Annotated in this window: 15 protein-coding genes; 14 read left to right on the top strand and 1 reads right to left on the bottom strand. The window is 74.3% G+C overall.

Annotated features, from left to right (window positions below; all coding sequences use genetic code 11):
- Positions 1-8: 8 nt before the first annotated feature.
- From murD to IPM45_17020, 12 genes are all read left to right on the top strand, one after another.
- A complete protein-coding gene (murD, locus tag IPM45_16965) occupies positions 9-1,343 on the top strand; it encodes a UDP-N-acetylmuramoyl-L-alanine--D-glutamate ligase (GenBank protein MBK9181219.1) in 1,335 nt (444 codons plus the stop codon).
- A gap of 131 nt (positions 1,344-1,474) precedes the next feature.
- Positions 1,475-2,506: a putative lipid II flippase FtsW gene (gene ftsW / locus IPM45_16970; GenBank protein ID MBK9181220.1), complete on the top strand. Its 1,032-nt coding sequence runs from the start codon at positions 1,475-1,477 to the stop codon at positions 2,504-2,506.
- A complete protein-coding gene (gene murG, locus IPM45_16975; protein ID MBK9181221.1) occupies positions 2,503-3,639 on the top strand; it encodes an undecaprenyldiphospho-muramoylpentapeptide beta-N-acetylglucosaminyltransferase in 1,137 nt (378 codons plus the stop codon). Before ftsW ends, murG begins: the two co-directional genes overlap by 4 nt.
- 76 nt (positions 3,640-3,715) lie before the next feature.
- Positions 3,716-5,032 carry a UDP-N-acetylmuramate--L-alanine ligase gene (gene murC / locus IPM45_16980; GenBank protein ID MBK9181222.1) on the top strand — a complete coding sequence of 439 codons (1,317 nt, stop codon included), beginning with the start codon at positions 3,716-3,718 and terminating at the stop codon, positions 5,030-5,032.
- Positions 5,029-5,970, top strand: a complete 942-nt coding sequence (gene murB, locus IPM45_16985) for a UDP-N-acetylmuramate dehydrogenase (protein MBK9181223.1) — start codon at positions 5,029-5,031, stop codon at positions 5,968-5,970. The genes murC and murB overlap by 4 nt, the downstream gene beginning before the upstream one ends.
- A complete protein-coding gene (locus IPM45_16990; protein MBK9181224.1) occupies positions 5,967-6,758 on the top strand; it encodes an FtsQ-type POTRA domain-containing protein in 792 nt (263 codons plus the stop codon). The genes murB and IPM45_16990 overlap by 4 nt, the downstream gene beginning before the upstream one ends.
- Positions 6,759-6,930: 172 nt before the next feature.
- Positions 6,931-8,004 (top strand): cell division protein FtsZ, encoded by a 1,074-nt coding sequence (ftsZ, locus tag IPM45_16995; GenBank protein MBK9181225.1) that lies wholly within the window; start codon positions 6,931-6,933, stop codon positions 8,002-8,004.
- A gap of 4 nt (positions 8,005-8,008) precedes the next feature.
- Positions 8,009-8,725, top strand: a complete 717-nt coding sequence (locus IPM45_17000; GenBank protein ID MBK9181226.1) for a laccase domain-containing protein — start codon at positions 8,009-8,011, stop codon at positions 8,723-8,725.
- A 29-nt stretch (positions 8,726-8,754) separates the two neighbouring features.
- Complete coding sequence (locus IPM45_17005) at positions 8,755-9,423, top strand: YggS family pyridoxal phosphate enzyme (protein MBK9181227.1); 669 nt, start codon at positions 8,755-8,757, stop codon at positions 9,421-9,423.
- Between the two features lie 21 nt (positions 9,424-9,444).
- Positions 9,445-9,987 (top strand): cell division protein SepF, encoded by a 543-nt coding sequence (gene sepF / locus IPM45_17010; protein ID MBK9181228.1) that lies wholly within the window; start codon positions 9,445-9,447, stop codon positions 9,985-9,987.
- A gap of 15 nt (positions 9,988-10,002) precedes the next feature.
- Positions 10,003-10,257 (top strand): YggT family protein, encoded by a 255-nt coding sequence (locus IPM45_17015; protein MBK9181229.1) that lies wholly within the window; start codon positions 10,003-10,005, stop codon positions 10,255-10,257.
- Positions 10,258-10,330: 73 nt separating this feature from the next.
- Positions 10,331-11,704: a DivIVA domain-containing protein gene (locus IPM45_17020; protein ID MBK9181230.1), complete on the top strand. Its 1,374-nt coding sequence runs from the start codon at positions 10,331-10,333 to the stop codon at positions 11,702-11,704.
- Positions 11,705-11,715: 11 nt separating this feature from the next.
- Here the strand turns inward: IPM45_17020 and IPM45_17025 are convergent, their stop codons facing one another.
- On the bottom strand, positions 11,716-14,811 hold the full coding sequence (locus IPM45_17025) for an isoleucine--tRNA ligase (protein ID MBK9181231.1): 3,096 nt from the start codon (positions 14,809-14,811) through the stop codon (positions 11,716-11,718).
- A gap of 111 nt (positions 14,812-14,922) precedes the next feature.
- Between IPM45_17025 and IPM45_17030 the strand changes: the two genes are divergently transcribed.
- Entirely contained in the window at positions 14,923-15,243 is a 321-nt protein-coding gene (locus IPM45_17030; GenBank protein MBK9181232.1) for a YggU family protein, read from the top strand.
- 58 nt (positions 15,244-15,301) lie between these two features.
- The gene (locus IPM45_17035; GenBank protein ID MBK9181233.1) at positions 15,302-16,099 is read left to right on the top strand and encodes a TraR/DksA C4-type zinc finger protein; all 798 of its coding nucleotides are present in this window, start codon (positions 15,302-15,304) and stop codon (positions 16,097-16,099) included.
- Positions 16,100-16,130: the final 31 nt, after the last annotated feature.

Raw genomic sequence — 16,130 nt, forward strand, 5'->3', positions numbered from 1 at the left:
AGGACGCCGTGCGCGGTCCGGCGCTGGTGTTCGGCCTGGGTGTCACCGGCCAGGCTGTCGCCCGCACCCTCGCCGGACGCGGGGTCGAGGTCGTGCTGGCCGACGACATGCCGTCCCCAGCCGCCAGCGACCTCGCCCGGGAGCTCGGCGTGCCGCTGCACGCCGCCCCCTCGCTGCACGGGCTGCGTGCGCTGGTCACGTCGTCGGAGATCGTCGTCCCGAGCCCGGGCGTGCCGGAAGGCCACCCGGTCATCCAGGAGGCACTGGCGCTGGGCGTGCCGGTGCGGAGCGAGTTCGACCTGGCGACGGCCTGGGAGGATCGCCGGCCCTTCGTGGCGATCACCGGCACCGACGGCAAGACCACCGTCACCACGATGGTCACGGCCATGCTCGAGGCGTCGGGCATCTCGGCGGTGGCGTGCGGCAACACCGAGGTGCCCCTCGTGACCGCACTCGACCTGCCCGTCGACGTGTTCGTGGTCGAGGCCTCGAGCTTCCGCCTGCGCTTCGCCGAGGCGTTCCACCCGAGGGTGGGCACCTGGCTCAACTTCGCCGATGACCATCTCGACTGGCATCCCTCGATCGAGGCGTACGCCGCGGCCAAGGCCCACATCTGGGCGGTGCTGGGGCCCGACGACGTGGCCATCGCCAACGCCGACGACGCGGTGGTGGCCGGGCACCTCGCCGAGGTCCGCGCCCGCCGCGTCACCTTCGGCACCGCCGACCGCGGCGAGGCCGACTGGCACCTGGCCGGGTCCACCCTCGTCGGACCCGGCGGCGCCATAGTGACCACGGTGGAGCGCCTGACCCGCTCGTTGCCGCACGACATCGCGAATGCGCTGGCGGCGGCGGCCACCGCGGTCGAGGCCGGCGCCTCCCTCGATGCCGTGCGATCCACGCTCGAGACGTTCCGAGGGCTCCCGCACCGGGTGACCCTCGTCGCCGACGTGGGAGGCGTGGCCTGGTACGACGATTCGAAGGCCACGGCGCCCCACGCCACTCTGGCGGCGGTGCGAGGCTTCCCGTCGGTCGTGCTGATCGCCGGCGGGCGGAACAAGGGCCTCGACCTCTCCGAGCTCGCGGCGGCCGCTCCCCACGTGCGCGCCGTCGTCGCCATCGGTGAGGCCGCCGCTGACGTCGTGGAGGCGTTCCGGGGTCTGCGGCCGGTGCTCGTGGCGGGGTCGATGGCCGAGGCCGTGGCGGAGGCCGCCCGGCTGGCCCGGCCCGGCGACGCCGTGTTGCTCTCCCCCGGGTGCGCGTCGTTCGACTGGTACCGCTCGTACGCCGAGCGGGGCGACGACTTCAGCCGAGCGGTCCGGGTGCTCACCGGGGTGGGGGCGTGACGCCGCCGCGCGCCACGGCGACGCGCCACGGCGCGGCCGGCCGCACCCACGGCACGCGGGCACCGTCCGTCCCGGGGCGCTTCGTCCTCCTCGCCTCGCTCGTCGTGGTCCTCAACCTCATCGGGCTGGTGATGGTGCTCTCGTCGTCGTCGGTGCAGGCGCTGCACGACTACGGCTCCTCCTGGCGCTACTTCAACCGCCAGGTGGTCTGGGTGAGCCTCGGGGCGTTGGTGCTGGTGGGCGCGCTCCGGGTCGACTACCGCCAGTGGCGTCGGATCACGGTCCCGCTGCTCCTGCTGTCGTATGCGCTGCTGGTGCTCGTGCTCGTGCCCGGCCTGGGCGTGACGGTCAACGGCTCCACCAGCTGGCTCGGCATGGGCGAGCTGCGCTTCCAGCCGGCCGAGCTGGTGAAGCTGGCCCTGCTGCTCTACGCATGCGATCTGCTCACCCGGCGCTCGCACCGGGTGGACGACGTCCGCTACACCGTGGGGCCGGTGGTGCTGGTGCTCTCGGGCGCCGTCTTCCTGATGATGTTGCAGCCCGACCTCGGCACCGCCCTGGTCACGGTGGCCGTCGTGTTCTCGGTGCTGTTCGTGGCGGGCACGCCCCTCCTGCCGCTCGCGGGGCTGCTGCTCGTGGGGACGGGCGCCGCCGTGGCCCTGTCGTTCAGCGCCGGCTACCGGCGGGCGCGGCTGCTGGCTTTCGTCGACCCGTGGAAGGACCCGCTGAACACCGGGTACCAGACCGTGCAGTCGCTGGTGGGCTTGGCCTCGGGCGGCATCAGCGGGGTGGGGCTCGGCGCCAGCCGGGCCAAGTGGGGCTTCCTGCCCCACGCCCACACCGATTTCATCTTCGCCATCATCGGCGAGGAGCTGGGCCTGGTGGGCGCCCTCATCGTCGTGGCCCTGTTCGTGGCGTTCGGCGTGGTCGGCGTGGGCGTGGCCATGGCTGCACCCGATCGCTTCGGCATGTTGCTCGCGGCCGGCATCACGGCGTGGATCCTCGTGCAGGCCTTCGTGAACATGGGGGCGGTGGTCGGCGTCCTGCCGATCACCGGTCTGACGCTCCCGTTCGTCTCGTTCGGGGGATCGTCGGTGCTGGTGTCGATGGCGGCGGCGGGGATGCTGCTCAACGTGGCCCGGCGGGGCCGGGCGAGGCGGTGACCGGCTTCCCCGCCCCGCCGTCGCCCGATCCGGACCGGGCCTGGGCCGTGCTGGCCGGTGGTGGCACGGCCGGCCACGTGCTGCCGGGGCTCGCCATCGCCCGCGCCCTGTCCGCTCGCGGGCGGGGCCCGCTGCACCTGGTCGGGAGCCGTCGGGGGGTGGAGGTCGGCCTGGTCCCCGAGGCCGGGTACGCGCTCACCGTCCTGCCCGGTCGTGGGATCCAGCGGCGCCTCACCGTCGCCAACGCGAGTGCGGTGGCCGGCCTGCTCGCCGCGGCGGTCCAGGCGCTGGTGCTGATCCGGCGGCTCCGCCCGGCCGTGGTCGTGTCGCTCGGCGGCTACGCCAGCGTGCCCTGCGCGCTGGCCGCCGTCTTCTGGCGGGTCCCGATCGTCGTCGCCGAGCAGAACGCGGTGCCGGGTGCGGCCAACCGGCTCGTCGCCCGGTTCGCCCGCGTGTCGGCCGTCTCGTTCCCGGGCACCGCGCTCCCGCGGGCGGTCGTCACCGGCAACCCGGTCCGGGCCGAGGTGCTGGCCGTCGACCGGTCGGCCCAGCGCGCCGATGCCCGGCGCTGGCTCGGGCTGCCCGACGACCGCGTCGTCGTGCTCGCCTTCGGCGGGTCGCTCGGCGCTGGTCGCATCAACGAGGCCGTCGTCGCTCTGTGCGGCAGGTGGCTCGGGCGACATGACGTGGCCGTGCGGCACGTGACCGGGGCGCGCAACTGGCCTCCCGCCGGGCCGCGGCCCGATCCACCACCCGGTGGCCTCGTGTACCAGGCCGTGCCCTACGAGGACGACATGGCGCGGGCGTACGCGGCCGCCGACCTGGTGGTGGCCCGGGCCGGCGCCACCACGGTGGCAGAGCTCGCGGTCGTCGGGATGCCGGCCGTGCTGGTGCCGCTCCCAGGTGCGCCGGGTGACCACCAGACCGCGAACGCCCGCTGGCTCGAGCGGGCCGGTGCGGCCGTGGTCGTGCCCGACGACGCCTGCTCGGGCGCCCGGCTGGCCGAGGAGCTCGAGGCGGTGCTCGCCCGGCCCGGCCACCTGGCCGCCATGGCCGCGTCGGCTGGGGCCGTTGCCCGCCCCGACGCGGCCGAGCGGGTGGCCGACCTGGTGGAGGCGGCTGCCCGTGGCTGAGGCGGCGTCGACGGCTCTCCCGCTCGACCTCCGGCGGCGGCGCACCGTGCACCTGGTCGGCGTGGGCGGTGCCGGCATGAGCGGTCTGGCCGAGCTCCTCGCGGCCGGCGGTCACCGCGTCTCCGGAAGCGACGAGGTCGACTCGCCCGTGCTCGACCAGCTCCGGGACCGGGGCGTCGACGTCTGGGTGGGGCACCGGCCCGGCGGCGTCGGGGAGGTGGACGCCCTGGCGGCGTCGACGGCGGTGCCGCCGGACGACCCGGAGGTGCTGGCCGCCCGTGCGGCCGGGGTGCCGGTGCTCACCCGGGCCCAGCTCCTGCGGTCGCTGGCTGCCCTGCGGCGCGTGGCCGCCATCTCGGGTACCCACGGCAAGACCACGACCACGGCGATGGTGTCGAGGATCCTGGAGGCCGCCGGCTCCCGTCCCTCCTACCTGGTCGGCGGGCAGCTGCCGGGGCAGGGCGTCGGGGCGCGCTGGGACGACGGCGAGTGGTTCGTCGTCGAGGCCGACGAGAGCGACGGCACGTTCCTCGAGCTGGGGGCCGAGTCGGTCCTCGTCACGAACGTGGAGCCGGACCACCTGGACCACTGGGGGACCGAGGCGGCGCTGCGGCACGCCTTCGAGCGCTTCGTGGCAGGGGCGGGCGGACGCCGCCTGGTCTGTGCCGACGACCCCGGTGCGTCGGCCCTGGCCGCGCTCCCTGGTGTGACCACGTACGGGGAGTCGGGAGGGGCCACCTTCCGGGTGGTCGGGTTGGAGCCGGTGCCCGGTGGGAGTCGCTTCGAGGTCTGGCGAGAGGCGGAGCTGCTCGCCGACGTGCGCCTCGCGATCCCTGGCCGGCACCTGGCCTTGAACGCCGCGGGCGCGCTGGCACTCACGGTGCTGCTGGGGTCGCCACCCGAGGCTGCCCGGCGGGCCCTGGCCGTGTTCGCCGGCGTGGGTCGGCGCTTCGAGCGCCGCGGCGAGGCCGGCGGCATCACGTTCGTGGACGACTACGCGCACCTGCCCACCGAGGTGGCGGCCAACGTGCGGGCTGCCCGCGAGGGGGGGTGGCGGCGCGTGGTCTGCGTGTTCCAGCCCCACCGCTACAGCCGCACCGAGGCTCTCGCCGAGGCGTTCGGCCCTTCGTTCGAGGGGGCCGACCTGGTGGTCGTCACCGACGTGTACGGCGCAGGTGAGGCGCCCCAGCCGGGTGTCACCGGCCGGCTGGTGGCCGAGGCGGTCGGCGCGTCGTTGCCGGCGGTGCCGGTGCGCTACGCCCCGGGGCGCGACGAGCTGGTGGCGGTGCTGCTCGACGAGCTCCGGGAGGGCGACGTGTGCCTCACGCTCGGCGCCGGCGACCTCACGACCCTTCCCGACGAGCTGCTGGGCCGCCTGCGGGGCGAAGCGTGAGCCGCACCACCGCCGATCCGGGCCGGGTGGCGCGGGCCGTGGGCGAGCTGGAGGGCCTCGCCCTCGTCGACGAGCCGCTCGGGCCCAGGACCACGTACCGGGTGGGGGGCGCCGCGGCCGTCCTCGTCGAAGCGGGCGGTGACGACGACCTGCGACGGGTGCGAGCCGCCCGGCGGGCGAGCGGCCTGCCGACGCTGGTGCTGGGTCGGGGCTCCAACGTGCTGGTGGCCGACGCCGGCTTTCCCGGCATCGTCGTTCTGCTGGGCCCGGCCTTCGCCGACGTGGTCGTCAGCGGCGACCAGGTCAGGGCCGGCGGGGCGGTGAGCCTGCCCGTGCTCGCTCGCCGCACGGTGGCGGCCGGGCTCACGGGGCTGGAGTGGGCCGTGGGCGTGCCGGGGTCCGTCGGCGGAGCGGTGCGCATGAACGCCGGCGGCCACGGCTCGGACCTGCGGGCCACGTTGCTGCGGGTCCGCGTCGTCGACCTCGCCGGGGACGAGGATGGAGAGGTGAGTGTCGACCAGCTCGGCCTGGGCTACCGATCGTCGGCACTGCGTGACGACCAGGTCGTCGTCTGGGCCGAGTTCGCCCTGGCGCGCGGGAGCGTCGCGGCCGGCGAGGCAGAGCTGGCCGAGATCGTGCGCTGGCGGCGGGAGCACCAGCCCGGCGGCCAGAACGCCGGTTCGGTCTTCGCGAACCCGCCGGGTGACGCCGCCGGGCGGCTGATCGACGCCGCCGGGCTGCGGGGCCTGCGCTGGGGGAGCGCGCAGGTGTCGGAGAAGCACGCCAACTTCATCCAGGCCGACGAGGGCGGGTCGGCCGACGATGTCCGCACCCTGATCCTCGAGGTGCAGGATCGGGTCGCCCGTCAGTTCGGCGTGCGCCTGCAGCCCGAGCTGCGGCTCGTCGGCTTCGAGCCCGTGACCGAGGAGCCGGTGTGACCACCTCGGCGACGGCTCGGACCGCTCCCCGGCCACGGGTCGATCCCCGGCTGCGGGCCCGCCGGATCTCCGTGCGCCGGGCCGAGGGTCGCCGTCGGCTCCACCGGCTGGCCCTCCTCGCGTTGGTGATCGGTCTGGCCGCGGCCGCCTGGGGGGTGACGCGGTCGCCGGTCCTCGACATCGACCGGATCCAGGTCCGGGGGGCCGGCCGCACCGCGGTGGCCACGGTGCTCGCCACCTCGGGCATCGAGCGGGGGAGCGCCCTCACCGAGCTCGACCCCGGGGCGGTGGAAGCCAGGCTGGAGCGCCTCCCGTGGGTGGCGCGGGCCGAGGTCGAGCGTCGGTGGCCCGGCTCGGTCGAGGTGACCGTGCACGAGCGGGTGCCGGTGGCGTTGGTGACCGACCAGGCCGGCGGACGATTCCTGGTCGACGGGGCCGGGCGGGTGCTGGCCGGCGTCGTGTCGGCCTCGGCCGATCTGCCCCGGGTCGACGGGGTGGCGCCGGTGGGGGCGCCGGGTACGGACGTGGAGGCCACGACCCTCGATGCCGTGCGGCTCGCTCGACTCCTCCCCGGTCGGCTCCGGCCGGAGGTCGACGCGGTGCGAGTCGACGGCGACGACCTGGTGCTGGAGCTGGTCGGCGGGGGCCGGGTGCTGGTGGGCGACGGCCGCGATCTGGGCACCAAGCTGCTCGCCACCGGGGCGGTTCTGGCCCGGGTGGGGGAGCTCAGCGGCACGCTGGATGTGCGCGTTCCTGCCTCTCCGGTCTTGACCGGAGGCCCCCAGTGACGATATACGTTCGAGCAGGAGTTGAGGTTGACATAACTATCAACCTCAGGTCAACGTCGAGAGTGTGGACATCGTCGCAGGTCAAGGGCCCTGTTCGCCCGTCTCGGTCGCCCAACCGCCCCACCACGTTGCGCGGCGTCGCCGCTCGACCCATCCCCGGAGGTACCCCAACATGGCCGGCAACCCGCAGAACTACCTCGCGGTGATCAAGGTCGTCGGCATCGGCGGCGGCGGGGTGAACGCTGTCAACCGGATGATCGATGCCGGCCTCAAGGGCGTGGAGTTCATCGCCGTCAACACCGACGCCCAGGCCCTGCTCATGAGCGACGCGGACGTGAAGCTCGACATCGGGCGGGAGCTCACCCGCGGCCTGGGGGCGGGCAGCGACCCGGAGGTCGGCCGACAGGCCGCCGACGCCCACCGCCAGGAGATCGAGGAGGTGCTGAAGGGGGCCGACATGGTGTTCATCACGGCCGGCAAGGGCGGTGGCACCGGCACCGGGGCGGCCCCGGTCGTCGCGGAGGTCTCCAAGAGCCTCGGCGCTCTCACCATCGGCGTGGTGACGAGGCCGTTCGCCTTCGAGGGGCGCCGGCGGGCCGTCCAGGCCGAGTCCGGCATCCAGAAGCTGAAGGAGAAGGTCGACACGCTGATCGTCATCCCCAACGACCGGCTGCTGACCGTCTCGAACGAGAAGACGTCGGTGCTCAACGCCTTCAAGATGGCCGACGAGGTCCTCCTCCAGGGCGTCCAGGGCATCACCGACCTCATCACGACGCCCGGTCTCATCAACACCGACTTCGCCGACGTGAAGATGATCATGAGCAACGCCGGGTCGGCCCTGATGGGGATCGGCCACGGTGCCGGCGAGGGGCGGGCCCAGGCCGCGGCCCGTGCCGCCATCTCGAGCCCGCTGCTCGAGGCCTCGATCGACGGCGCCCGGGGGATCCTGCTGTCGATCGCCGGCGGCTCCGACCTCGGGCTGTTCGAGGTGAACGAGGCGGCCGAGATCATCCACGGCGTCGCCCACCCCGACGCCAACATCATCTTCGGGGCCATCATCGACGACGCCATGGGTGACGAGGTCCGGGTGACCGTGATCGCGGCCGGCTTCGACCGCTGGGACGGCGGGCGCGAGAAGGAGGAGCCGGCCGAGCGCGGCTTCGGCGGCGATCTGTTCGGACCGGAGGACGACGACCTCGACCTCGGGCGTGACGACGACTTCGACGTCCCGTCATTCCTCAAGTAGCGCGGTGACGCCCTCCGCCCTCCGGGCGGCGTGGACGGCCGCCGTGGCCGGCGGCGTGGTGCGGGTGCGCTTCACCGGGCGGGCCGAGGGGGATCTGGCGGTGACGGGCCCCGAGGCGGCCCTGCGCGAGCGCAGGGCCGCCGTCGTCGACGTGCCCTGGACCTGGCTCCGGCAGGTGCACGGGGCCGCGGTCGTCGTGGTCGACGTGCCCGGTGCCCACGCCGGCGCGACCGCCGACGCGGCGGTGACGACGGTGCCCGGAGCGGCCCTCGCCGTCCACACGGCCGATTGCGCGCCCATCGCCCTGGTGTCGGCGGACGGGGTGATCGCAGCGGTGCACGCCGGCTGGCGGGGCCTCGAGGCGGGGGTGGTCGCTGCGGCAGCGGGAGCGATGCGGGGCCTGGGGGCGGGACGGATCGAGGCGCTCGTCGGCCCGTGCATCGGCCCCGAGTGCTACGAGTTCGGCGCCGGTGAGCTCGACCGGCTCGCGGCGCGGTTCGGCCCGACCGTGCGGGCCCGCACCACTGCCGGCAGGCCCGCGCTCGACCTGCCTGCCGCCGTGCGGGTCGCGCTGGCCGAGGTCGACGTGGTGGTGCGGGGCCAGGCGGGGCAGGCCCCCGCCTGCACCGCGTGCCGGGCCGACGAGTGCTTCTCCCACCGGGCCCGGGGTGAGGGAGAGCGCCAGGCGCTCGTGATGTGGCTGGAGGCGTCGGACCGGTGAGCGTCCCCACGGGTCTGGCGCCCGCGGCCGTGGGGAGACGGCTCGCCGTGCTCCGCGAGCGGATCGCGGGAGCCGGCGGCGACCCCGAGCGGGTTCGCATCGTTGCGGTCACCAAGGGCTTCGGGGTCGAGGCGGCCCGGGTGGCGCTGGCCCTCGGGTTGGTGGACCTGGGCGAGAACTACGCCCAGGAGCTCCTCGCGAAGGCGGCCGGCTTGGCGGCCGGGGTGGACCAGGGTGGCCCGCGCCCGCGCTGGCACTTCATCGGCCGGTTGCAGGGAAACAAGGTGAAGGGGCTGGCCCCGTTCGTCGCCCTGTGGCAGACGGTCGACCGGCCGTCGCTCGTGACCGAGCTTGCCCGGCGGGCGCCGGGCTCGGCCGTGCTCGTGCAGGTGAACGTGAGCGGCGAGCCCCGGAAGGGTGGGTGCGCGCCCGACGACGCACCCGGGCTGGTGGCGGCGCTGCGAGACCAAGGCCTTGCGGTCCGGGGGCTCATGGCCGTGGGGCGAACCGGCCCGCCCGAGCTCGCCCGGCCCGGGTTCGCGGCGCTGGCCGCTCTGGCCGACCGGCTCGGCCTGCCCGAGCGATCGATGGGCATGTCCGCTGACCTCGAGGCGGCGGTGTGCGAAGGGGCGACGATCATCCGCGTCGGCGAGGCGCTGTTCGGCCCCCGTCCCGCAGCCGCGGTGGCGCGGCACTAACCTGACGGCGGAGGAACCGGCATGGCATCCATGTGGCGCAAGGCCATGATCTATCTCGGACTCGGTCCGGACGACGAGTACGACGACTTCGAAGAGGCCCAGCCGCGCGCCCAGCCGCCCAGGCGCCAGCCCGCCGCGGTCCGCGCCGAGGCGGGGCCCGAGCCGGTCGAGTCGGGGGGGTCGGTCCGCACGATCACGCCCGTGCCGGTGGCGGCGTCGCCGGTCGAGCGATCGACCGTCACCGCTCGGCCGACGCCCGGCCCCGTGGTGCGGCCCATCGCCCCGCAGGTCTCGGCCCGGCCGCAGGTCCTGTCGCCGACCTCGTTCAACCAGGCCCAGGAGATCGCCGACCGCTTCAAGGAGGGGCTGCCGGTCATCGTCAACATGCAGAGCCTCGACCGCGACCTGGCCCGGAGGCTGATCGACTTCGCCAGCGGGCTCTGCTACGGCCTCAGCGGGCACATGGAGCGGGTGGCCCAGAGCGTGTACCTGCTCACCCCGTCCAACGTCGAGGTCTCCGCCGAGGAGAAGCGCCGCCTGCAGGAGCGCGGGCTGCACGACTGAGCCCGTCCCCGGTTCGTGGCCATCCTCTGTCAGATCGTCGTCGTCTACACGTACGCGATCTTCGCCCGCATCATCCTGAGCTGGTTCCCGGTGTCCGGCCAGGGCGTGTTCGCGAGCGTCTACCAGTTCCTGGTCACCATCACCGAGCCGCTCCTGGGGCCGATCCGGCGCGTCCTGCCGCCGATCGGGATCGGTGGGATGGGCCTCGACCTGTCGCCGATCATCGCGGTCCTGCTGCTGCAGCTCGTGGTCGTGCGGATCCTCTGCTAACCGGTCCCGCCCGAGCGCCGGCGGTGTCGCCCATCCCCTGTCGCGCCCGGTGCCATCGGTAGCATGGACGCTCATGGACCTCACGCCGAAGCTGCTCCATGACGTCGAGTTCCGTGAGAAGTGGCGTGGCTACGACCCCGACGAGGTCGATGCGTTCCTCGAGCGCGTCGCCCAGGGGGTCGACTCGCTGCTGGCGCGGGCGAACGAGGCCGACGAGCGGGCCGCTCGGGCCGAGCGCCGGTCGCAGGAGTCCGGTGAGACCGACGAGACCCTCCGTCGCACCCTCGTGCTGGCCCAGCGCACCGCCGACGCCGCCGTGGCCGAGGCCGAGGAGCGGGCGCACGCCCTGGTGACAGAGGCGGAGTCGACGGCCACCCGGCTCGTGGCCGAGGCCGAGGCCCGTGCTGCCGAGCTGCACGCCGACATCGACGGCCAGGTCCGCCAGCGCCTCGTCGAGGCCGAGGAGCGGGCCCGCACGTTGGTGGCCGAGACCGAGGCCGAGGTTCGGCGCCAGGCCGACGAGGCACGCCAGCGCCTGCACCAGGAGATCGCGTCGCTCGAGCAGGCCCGCGAGTCCCTGCGCCTGCAGAGCAGCACGCTCGAGCGCCACCTCGCGGACCAGCGGGAGCGGCTGGCCGTCACCGTGACCGAGCTGCAGCGGGTGCTCAACGACCCCGCGGCCCTGCGCGGCGCAGCGGCGCTGTCGGGGGCCGCCACGGCCACGGCAGGGGTCGAGCCCGTCCCGGGGGGGTTCGACGCGGTCCCGCGACCCGACGACGCGGTGGCGCCGGCGCCATCCGCCCCGGCCGAGCCGGCCCAGGCCGGCGTCGAGCCACCGTCGGACGAGCCGCCGATGCCCGAGGGGTTGCCCGGTGTGGGCGCTGCGTCCGAGGGGCTCGCCCCCGTGGAGATCTCCGCGGCAGGAGCCGCCGAGGAGCCCACCGGCGAGGTCGAGCTGCCCCTGCCGCCGCTCGGCTGGCCGACACCGGTGGTGGCCGCAGCCGGTGGCGACGCGGGCTACGTGGTGCCCCTCGCCGAGCCGGCGGCCGAGTTGTTCGTGCCGCCCGGGCTCGAGGTCCCCGACGCCACCCCCGCGGCACCCCCGTCGGTGCGGCCCCCGCTGTCGGTCGTCCCACCGCTGGCCGAGCGGGAGCGAGCTCCGATCGCGCCGGCGGTGGAGCAGCCCGCACCGGACCCGGTCACGGCCCGCGCCACGGCCGGAGCCGATCTGGCTGGGTCGGCCACGCAGGAGGTGCCCCTGGTGCACCTCGACGCCGCCGCCGCCGACGACGACCCGTTCCTCGCCGAGCTCCGCCGGGCGATCGTCGACCCCGAGCCCCTCGGTCCGCGCGACGATCTCCCGGCCGATGACGACGACCTGTCGTTCTTCGACCAGGACCGGGTGGATCAGCAGCGTTGGGGGGGCCGGTTGCGCCGGCGCCGCTGACCGACCGGGGGTCAGCGCTCGACGACCTCGATCGACGCACGGGTCGGCTCGACGTCGAGGTCGAGGTCGAGGTCGGCGTCGGGCTGCAACGCCAACTCCACGGCCAGGACCTCGGCGGCGATCCACGGGCCGTGCTCGGCGACCGCGGCGCTGACCCGGTCGCCTCCGCACAGACCCAGGCGGATGCGGTCGCTGAGGTGCAGGCCGAGCGACTTGCGCAGGTCGTTGACCGCGCGAACCAGCTCGCGAGCGGTGCCCTCGACGCGGAGCGCGTCGTCGAGGTCCAGGTCGAGGGCGACGGCCCACGGGCCGTCCTGGGCCAGGGCGAAGTCCTGGTGGCGGTCGGCGCGCACCTCGACGTCGGCCGCCGTGAGGCGCTCGCCGGTGACCTCGACCCAGCCGTCGGTCTCGAGCGCCCGCTGGATCGCGGCCCCGTCGACCTCGGCCAGGGCGGCCTTGACGGCGCTGACCTTGGGCCCGAGCCGTGGTCCGAGCACGCGGAAGTTCGGCACGACGGTCCAGCTGACCAGCCCGGAGAGGGTGTCGATGTCTTCGAGAGCCTTCACGTTCAGCTCGTCGGCGATCTCTCGGCGGGCGTCGTCGTCGAGCTCGCTGCCGGGGTGGAGCAGCAGCGCCCGCCGCAGGGGCTGGCGCACCCGCACCTTGGCGTCGGTGCGGGCGGCCCGACCCAGCGCCACCAGGCGGCGGACGGCGTCCATGCGGTCGGCGAGGGCGGGGTCGTGGCGGCCGGCGGGAGTCGGCCAGTCGGCCAGGTGCACGGAGTCGCCCCCCGTGAGCGTGGTGTCGATCTCGTCGGCGATGAACGGGCAGAACGGGGCCAGGAGCCGCGCGGTGGTGACGAGGCACTCGTGGAGCGTGGCGTGCGCGGCCCGGTCGGCGGCCTTCCAGAACCGGGGCCGCGAGCGGCGCACGTACCAGTTGGAGAGGTCGTCGACGAAGCGCCCGAGCCTCGTGGCGGCAGTGAGCGCGTCGAACCCGTCGAGGGCGGCCGTCATGGTGGCGACGGTGTCGTCGAGCTCGGACAGCACCCACCGGTCGAGCAGGTGCGTCGGCGGCGCAGCCGACGGATCGGGCACCCAGCCCTCGAGATCGGCGTAGGTGGTGAGGAAGGCGTAGACGTTCCAGAGGGTGAGGAGCGTCCTGCGGGTGGTCTCGCGGATGCCCTCCTCGAACACCCGGCGGGGTGACCAGGGCTGGCCCGCCGAGAAGAAGTACCAGCGGAGCGCGTCGGCCCCGAATCGGTCGAACACGTCCCACGGGTCGATGACGTTGCCGCGCGACTTCGACATCTTCTGGCCCTGCTCGTCGACGATGTGGCCGAGGCAGACGACGTTCAGGTAGGGCGTGCTGTCGAACACCAGCGTGTTCACGGCGAGCAGCGAGTAGAACCAGCCACGGGTCTGGTCGATGGCCTCGCAGATGAAGTCGGCGGGGAAGGCGGCGCCGAACGCGGCCTCGTCGGCGAACGGGTAGTGCATCTGCGCCGAGGGCATGGAGCCCGAATCGAACCAGGCGTCGAGCACCGGGGAGAGGCGGCGGGCCGGCGCTCCGCAGTCGTCGACCGGACAGGCGAGGGTGACCGAGTCGACGAAGGGGCGGTGCAGGTCGAGTCCGGCGAGGTCGACGCCGGCGAGCTCGGACAGCTCAGCGACCGACCCGATGCACGTGTCGTGCCCGGCCGGGCAACGCCAGACCGGCAGTGGGGTGCCCCAGTAGCGGTCGCGGCTCAGCGCCCAGTCGACGTTGCCCTCCAGCCACTTGCCGAACCGGCCGTGCTTGAGGTGCGTGGGGTGCCAGCCGATCCGCTCGTTCTCACGCAGCAGCTCGTCGCGACGGGTGGCGGTGCGGGCGAACCAGGAGGTCTTGGCCCAGTAGATCAGCGGGGTGCCGCACCGCCAGCAGTGCGGGTAGGCGTGCTCGTAGGGGACCTCGCGAACGAGCAGGCCGCGAGCGGCCAGGTCGTCGATGACGCGCCGGTCGGCGTCCTTGACGAAGGTGCCGTCGAGCCAGGGGACGGTGTGGTCGAAGGTGCCCGACGCGCCGACCGGGTTGAGCGTGGGGAGACCCTCGGCCCGCCCCACCTCGGCGTCGTCCTCGCCGAATGCGGGTGCGAGGTGCACGATGCCGGAGCCGTCCTCGGTGCTGACGAACTCGCCGGCCACGACGCGCTCGCCGCCCTCGCCGAGGGGAAGGGTGTCGAACGGCCGCTGGTACCGCCACCCCACCAGCTCGTCGCCGCGGTAGCGCTCGACCACCTCCCCGCCCTCGACGTCGCCGAACAGCCTGGGGAGGGCGACCTCGGCGAGCACCAGGTCGCGGCCCGGTGCCGCGCCCCGGAGCCGCACGTAGTCGAGACCGGCGCCCACCGCGCAGGCGACGTTGGAGAGCAGGGTCCAGGGCGTCGTGGTCCAGACCAGCAGGTCGGCGTCGGGCGCGCCCGCTCCCGAGAGGGGGAAGCGCACGTAGACGGACGGATCGACGACGTCCTGATAGCCCTGAGCGACCTCGTGGGACGAGAGCGCCGTGCCACAGCGGGGGCAGTAGGGCGAGACCCGGTGGCCCTCGTAGAGAAGACCCCGATCCCACATCTGGCGGACGAGCCACCACACCGACTCGATGTAGTCGTTCGAGAGCGTCCAGTACGCGTCGGCGGTGTCGATCCACACCGCGGAGCGGACCGTGAGCGAGCTCCAGTCCTCGACATAGCGCTGCACCGACTCGCGGCAGCGCTGGTTGAACTCGGCGACCCCGTACGCCTCGATCTCGTGCTTGGAGGTGAGCCCCAGCTCCTTCTCGACCTCGATCTCGACGGGCAGCCCGTGGCAGTCCCACCCGCCCTTCCGGGGCACGTCGTGGCCGCGCATCGTCTGGAATCGCGGATACAGGTCCTTGAAGACGCGCGCCCACACGTGGTGCAGGCCGGGGCGGCCGTTGGCGGTGGGGGGACCCTCGTAGAAGATCCAGGGCGTGGCGCCGGCCCGATGCCGCCGCACCCGCTCGACGATGCCGTGCTCGCGCCAGCGGGCCAGCACCCGCTGCTCGAGGGCGACGAGGTCGAGCTGGGGGTCGACGGGTCCGAAGGGCATGGAGGCCATGCTATTGGTGGGTTCGTGCCCGGCCGACCCGGGTCAGCCGGGCACGTCGGCGGGCGCGGGCGCCCGTGACCGAGGAGGGCCTTCGTGGCAGTCGACGACCTGATGACCGTGACCGCTGACGGGATCGTGCTGTCCGTGCACGCGCAGCCCGGGGCAGGCCGCTCCCAGGTGAGCGGCCGGCACGGCCGGGCGTTGAAGGTCCGTGTGGCCGCGCCGCCCGAAGGTGGTCGCGCCAACGAGGCGCTCGCCGGCGTGCTCGCCGAGCTGTTCGGGGTGAAGCCCGCTCGGGTCCGGCTGCTGTCGGGTGCGTCCAGCCGGTCGAAGCGCTTCCTGCTGGAGGGTGTCAGCGCCGACGAGGTCACGGTCGTCCTCGAGCGGGAGCTGGCTCCGAAGGCCTCGCGTCGCCGCGGCGATCGGCCTTGACCGAATCCCGCTTCCGGCATACGATCCGCCCCCTTTGGCGGGGGAAGGACGGGGGCGCATGACTCGTGCGAGCAGGTCCACAGGGGCGGCCAAGGCTCCGGCCAAGGCGGCGAAGCCCCCGGTGAAGGCGGCGAAGCCCGCGGTGAAGGCGGCGAAGCCTGCGGTGAAGGCTCCGGCCGAGGCGGCGAAGGCTCCGGCCAAGGTGGTGAAGGCTCCGGCCAAGGCGGCGAAGCCTGCGGTGAAGGCTCCGGCCAAGGCGGCGAAGCCCGCGGTGAAGGCGGCGAAGCCTGCGGTGAAGGCTCCGGCCAAGGCGGCCAAGGCGGCGAAGCCTGCGGTGAAGGCTCCGGCCAAGGCGGTGAAGGCTCCGGCGAAGCCCCCGGTGAAGGCGGCGAAGGCTCCGGCGAAGGCGGCGGCCAAGACGGCGAAGCCTGCGGTGAAGGCGGCGAGGCCTCCGGCCAAGGCTCCGGCCCGTCGCGCCAGCCCGTTCGATGCCAAGTTCCTCGAGCAGCAGCGCAAGCTCTTGCTCGAGGAGCGCGCGCGCAACCTCCGCAACGCCGAGCGCTTCCAGGCCGAGTACGACGCCCTCGCGGCCGAGTTCGAGCCGGGCGACGTGCAGTTCGACGACGAGTCGGGCGAGGGCGACACGCTGAGTGTGGAGCGCGAGCGCGACCTCGCCCTGTCCCAGGCGGCTCGCCAGGCGATCGACGAGATCGACCGGGCCCTGGCCAAGTTCGACCTCGGCACATACGGAGTGTGCGAGGTCTCGGGCGGGCCCATTCCGAAAGAGCGCCTGCGGGCGATACCGTGGGCTCGTGAGCGGGTCGAGTACAAGGCCGGTGGCCTCGGGCGACGCTGACGCCACCGAGGCTCCAGCCGGTCGTGCCCCG

Source organism: Acidimicrobiales bacterium (assembly GCA_016716005.1).
GTDB lineage: Bacteria > Actinomycetota > Acidimicrobiia > Acidimicrobiales > JADJXE01 > JADJXE01.

Excerpts from the sequence above, each read along its gene's own strand:
- IPM45_17030 (MBK9181232.1), top strand. The coding sequence starts at position 14,923 with ATGACCGTGACCGCTGACGGGATCGTGCTGTCCGTGCACGCGCAGCCC.
- IPM45_17020 (MBK9181230.1), top strand. The coding sequence starts at position 10,331 with ATGGACCTCACGCCGAAGCTGCTCCATGACGTCGAGTTCCGTGAGAAG.
- IPM45_17035 (MBK9181233.1), top strand. The coding sequence starts at position 15,302 with ATGACTCGTGCGAGCAGGTCCACAGGGGCGGCCAAGGCTCCGGCCAAG.
- IPM45_17025 (MBK9181231.1), bottom strand. The coding sequence starts at position 14,811 with ATGCCCTTCGGACCCGTCGACCCCCAGCTCGACCTCGTCGCCCTCGAG.
- sepF (MBK9181228.1), top strand. The coding sequence starts at position 9,445 with ATGGCATCCATGTGGCGCAAGGCCATGATCTATCTCGGACTCGGTCCG.
- murC (MBK9181222.1), top strand. The coding sequence starts at position 3,716 with ATGAGCGGTCTGGCCGAGCTCCTCGCGGCCGGCGGTCACCGCGTCTCC.
- ftsW (MBK9181220.1), top strand. The coding sequence starts at position 1,475 with ATGGTGCTCTCGTCGTCGTCGGTGCAGGCGCTGCACGACTACGGCTCC.
- ftsZ (MBK9181225.1), top strand. The coding sequence starts at position 6,931 with ATGGCCGGCAACCCGCAGAACTACCTCGCGGTGATCAAGGTCGTCGGC.